Raw genomic sequence first — 4,414 nt, 5'->3', positions numbered from 1 at the left:
TTTTAAGTATAGCCATTTTGCATTCCTCATTTAAAAATACTCTTACTATCATTATACCGTATGGGAACCAGATACGAAAAAGAGCCCCTAATAATAGGGACTCCTGAATTAGTTGATCACATATCCGTCTCCGGTGACCTCGGTATCAGCCGGGACAGTAACATAGATGAATTCCATTCCTTGCATCATTCCATATCCGCCGTCGAATTGCTCTCCGTCTTCGGTGAACTGGGTAAACGGAAATGCATTCTTGTACTTAACAAGCTTAATATTCACATGGTCTGGCGGATAGATTTTCAGAGTAGATTCACTTAGTTCTATCTCTGGTGATTTAAAGCGGTCGGTTATATCAATATTGTCCATATAGGAATAAGTGGAGTAATGGGTCACATCTACTTTTCCGTCAAGAGATTCAACCTTTTCGACGAAGATCATTACATTCTGTCCCATAAACTTTATGTCCAGATGCTTATCTTTGAGCGGAAAATCCCATGATTTTTTTTGGGTAAGTCCTTCCGCTTCTTCAATCCTTCCAGATTCAACTACAGAATAAATATCGTTATTCAATCTATCGTTTTCTTCAATTTCTTTATCAGTCAGGTACTCAGCTTCTAATGTATCTTCAACAGGCACCATGAATGATAGAATTCCCGCCACCAGCAGGATAATGAGGTATCCCGCAAAAACCTTTGTGATGCCGCTTCCGCTCATGAACCTAGCACCGAAGAATCTATTTGAAAAACTCCCGAAACTGACCATCAGCAAGATAATAAAGAATAATAGAAAGATAATACTCATTTCCTCACCTCCAGGCTGTTAGAGATCCAAACTGATATTCCATAGGCAAGCGCGGATGTAAGAAGCACTTTTAACATAAACAGCAGAAAGGACGTTTCTCTGACAAATATTTGCCCGATATCAATGACAAGGGTAGACTCGCTTGCCAGGAACACATTTAAAAACAAACTCCCGAATAGTAGCGCAGGAAGGACGATGATAAAAGCCTTACTCCTTTGGACCAGCATCCCAACCAGATAGCCCAGCGCTGTGAACAGGAACAGATAAAGAATCGTAGCAGCAAGCCCTTCTGCCATTTGCAGCATTGTTATTGGCTGGCTTTCGATGAATTCCCGGTCCTTCTGGAATAGAATCGCCAGCTTCAACGATTGGCTTGCGAGCACAAACGAAACTCCGCCGATGACACTTGCCCATCCAAGGAACAGCATATTCGATAAATGACTGCTCAGCCTGTTGGCCACAAACGAGTAATCATCAAAACGATAAGCCTGGGTGGTGACGACGATTGCTGAGATAAAAGCCCATATCATCATAAAAGCGAGGATGATATTGCCAGAATAATAGTTCATATCATAGCTGAAAGTTTCCGATCCTCCGCCACCACCTCCTTCTCCGCCAAGCGAAAAAAGAATCCCGATAATCTGCAGCATCATCAGCGACGTGAACATCCCACGGTAAGATTTCATTTTAAAACGAAACTGCTTTTTCACAACATCCCAAAGGCTAACCTTTGTTAAATACATCATCAATCCCGCCTTTCTCCTGGCTCGTCAAGTACAGACAGAGGTCCTCGTTCGAAATCGTCGAGAATTCCAGGCTGTTTTTCATCGCTGAAGCAATCTGGTCATCGGATAAATCATTACGGATTACCGCATATAACCTTCCGAATTCGGTAGTACTTTTATGAAACACCTCATGGCCTCGGAGCCAGTTCTTAATCTCTTCTTCTTTCCCGCTGACAACCACAGCATATTCGCGCAGTTCTTCAATCGGCATATGCAAAAATTGCTTTCCGTCCTTCAGAAGCAATATGTCTTCGAGTATATCCTCTACCTCGTTCAAGTGATGGCTTGAGATAATGATCGTACGGGGATTGGCGATATAGTCTTTCAAGAGCGCCCGGTAAAAATCCTTCCTTACCCCAGCATCCATTCCGTTTGTTGGTTCATCAAAAATAGTCAGCGGACATCGGGCCGCGAGCCCTATAATCGCGTTGAATGTATTCTTCATCCCTTTGGATAATCCGTCATGATTCTACTTTGGATCCAGTCCGAAATAATCAAACAGATTACGCGCAAGTTTCATATCCCAGTTATGATAAAAATCGGCTGCTGAATCCAGCAGTTCCTCAAGATCCAATGCCGCTGGCAAATTCATGTCATTATCTATCATGATCATGTTGGCAGACACCGTTAGATTATTGAATGGATTCTCTCCAAACACTCTGATCTCACCTGAACTCTCGCGCATGAAACCTGCGGCAATTTTTAGCATCGTCGTCTTCCCTGCCCCATTCCTGCCAATCAGACCGGTGATCTTGTTTTCACCGAGGGAAAACGAAAGGTTATCCAAAGCTTTTTTCTTTCCATATGTCTTTGTTACATTTTCGAACTCCAGTACACTCATTATGATTCCCCCTTCATATCCCGTTTGGCTTCCTGGATCATCTCGATCAGTTCCTCTTCCGTCACCTGGAGATGCTCCGCTTCCCGCACCAATTCAGCCACCAATGACTTCAATGTCTGGTTCCTCCGTTTCGCCATGATAATCTTCTTTGCATCACCCGATACAAACATCCCAAGTCCGCGCTTTTTATAAACAATGTTTTCATCCGCCAAAATATTCAACCCTTTTGCCGCTGTCGCCGGATTGATATTCAGCATTTCCGCAAGCTGATATTGTGAATAAACCTTCTCATCCGCCTTGATACTTCCGCTGAGAATCTCCGTTTCCAGCCACTCAGCGATTTGGACGTAAATCGGTTTCATACTATCTGAATTAAGGATCAATCCCGCACCTCCTCTAACAGGTTACATAGTGCATTACTGTTGTAATGTACTATACATCATAATATGCAAGATAACAAGGAATATTTACCACTTTTTAGAAAAAAAGAAGAGATTTTTAAAGTAGATAATTGAATGAAATAGGATTCTAGCGGGAGGAGATGTGGTTTGAGCGAATTTAGCGTAAGTGACAAGTATTCACCATATAAAAACCCCCTCGCATCCGCGAGAGGGCAAATTCTATAAAACTTTAGTTTTGTCCAGAGGGCTTTCGATCTTCATAAGTTCTAGCTTCATCTTTTCCGTTTCTAGCAGGTAGTTTTCATGTTTTAGTCTTTCGAGCTCGATTTCGTCTTTAATCATGTTGTGTTTGATTTTGGCTACTCTTTGATAATGGCTTGTGACGATTGCGACTAAAGGGATCGAAAACACCATTATGATTGTAATCGTTCCTGTCATGGAACTTCACTCCAAATCTATCATGATTTACTTATATCATAGCAAAAACAGGAAAAATAAACCAACACTAAACAGAAGTTTCAAACTGGACTTTATGTAGGTTGGCGAAGATGCCTCCCTGTTCAATCAGCTCATCATGGCTGCCTTCTTCGGCAATTCCATCCTCAGTCACGACGACAATCCTGTCGGCGCTTCTGATTGTTGCCAGCCTGTGTGCGATAACTAGTGTTGTACGGTTCTTGGATAATTCCCCGAGTGCTTTTTGGATGATTCTTTCCGTCTCAGTATCAAGGGCGGAGGTCGCTTCATCAAGAATCAGGATTGGCGGATTCTTCAGGAACATACGCGCAATCGCAATTCGCTGTTTCTGTCCGCCCGACAGCTTCAGGCCTCGTTCTCCAGTCTGTGTTTCATAGCCATCAGTCAGGGCAGCGATGAAATCTTCCAGATGCGCTTGTTTAGCGGCTCTGACGATATCTTCATGCGTTGCCGCAAGTGAACCGTACGCAATATTTTCACGCAAGGTCCCGGTGAAAAGAAACACATCCTGCTGGACAATCCCGATTTGCGAGCGCAGGGATTTCTTCGTCATCTCCCGGATATCGATACCATCGATCGTGATACTGCCGCCGTTCACATCGTAAAAGCGAGGAATCAATGAACAAATCGTCGTTTTCCCTGCACCAGATGGTCCGACGAACGCGACCGTTTCCCCATGAAGAATTTTCAAATCGATTCCTTCCAAGACAGGTTTATTTTCATCATAGCTGAACGTAACATCTCTGAATTCGATATCACCTTTCAAACTAGCGATCTCAATCGCATCTTCCCGGTCCACAACATCAGGACTCTGGTCCATCAGCTCGGTAAACCGTTTAAAACCTGCCATCCCTTTAGGATACAACTCTAGTATTGCACTGATTTTATCAATCGGCTTGAAAAGTACATTCACATACAGGACGAACCCGACCAATTCTCCATAACTCAAAGTTCCGCTAAAACTTAGCCACGCCCCATACACAAGGACTACAAGAACAATCAGCCTGGTCAGCATATAAATGCCAGATGAACTGAATGACATCACCTTATAGGCAGTCAACTTTGCAAGACGGAACTTGCGGTTATTCTTCGTGAATCTCTCAATCTCAAAA

The 4,414-nt window shown here is 43.2% G+C and carries 7 protein-coding genes; all 7 read right to left on the bottom strand.

Translation table 11 applies throughout. The annotated features are described in order from the left end of the window. Nucleotides 1–108: 108 nt before the first annotated feature. Nucleotides 109–798 carry a hypothetical protein gene (locus ACH0QE_RS01135; RefSeq protein WP_415798910.1) on the bottom strand — a complete coding sequence of 230 codons (690 nt, stop codon included), beginning with the start codon at nucleotides 796–798 and terminating at the stop codon, nucleotides 109–111. After that, a complete protein-coding gene (locus ACH0QE_RS01130) occupies nucleotides 795–1,547 on the bottom strand; it encodes a hypothetical protein (protein WP_415798909.1) in 753 nt (250 codons plus the stop codon). Before ACH0QE_RS01130 ends, ACH0QE_RS01135 begins: the two co-directional genes overlap by 4 nt. Beyond that, nucleotides 1,522–2,028: a hypothetical protein gene (locus ACH0QE_RS01125; protein ID WP_415798908.1), complete on the bottom strand. Its 507-nt coding sequence runs from the start codon at nucleotides 2,026–2,028 to the stop codon at nucleotides 1,522–1,524. The genes ACH0QE_RS01130 and ACH0QE_RS01125 overlap by 26 nt, the downstream gene beginning before the upstream one ends. Before the next feature lie 24 nt (nucleotides 2,029–2,052). Then, on the bottom strand, nucleotides 2,053–2,424 hold the full coding sequence (locus ACH0QE_RS01120; protein WP_415798907.1) for an ATP-binding cassette domain-containing protein: 372 nt from the start codon (nucleotides 2,422–2,424) through the stop codon (nucleotides 2,053–2,055). After that, nucleotides 2,424–2,807, bottom strand: a complete 384-nt coding sequence (locus ACH0QE_RS01115) for a GntR family transcriptional regulator (protein WP_415798906.1) — start codon at nucleotides 2,805–2,807, stop codon at nucleotides 2,424–2,426. The genes ACH0QE_RS01120 and ACH0QE_RS01115 overlap by 1 nt, the downstream gene beginning before the upstream one ends. Nucleotides 2,808–3,044: 237 nt before the next feature. Next, nucleotides 3,045–3,263 (bottom strand): hypothetical protein, encoded by a 219-nt coding sequence (locus ACH0QE_RS01110; protein WP_415798905.1) that lies wholly within the window; start codon nucleotides 3,261–3,263, stop codon nucleotides 3,045–3,047. Nucleotides 3,264–3,330: 67 nt separating this feature from the next. Then, nucleotides 3,331–4,414 (bottom strand): ABC transporter ATP-binding protein (locus tag ACH0QE_RS01105; RefSeq protein ID WP_415798904.1); only part of this gene is annotated, 1,084 nt, incomplete at its 5' end.

This window comes from Mesobacillus sp., assembly GCF_047739415.1.
Taxonomy (GTDB): domain Bacteria; phylum Bacillota; class Bacilli; order Bacillales; family Cytobacillaceae; genus Mesobacillus.
The sequence above is the reverse complement of the archived record's forward strand: the minus strand, read 5'-3'. Positions and strand labels throughout refer to the sequence as shown.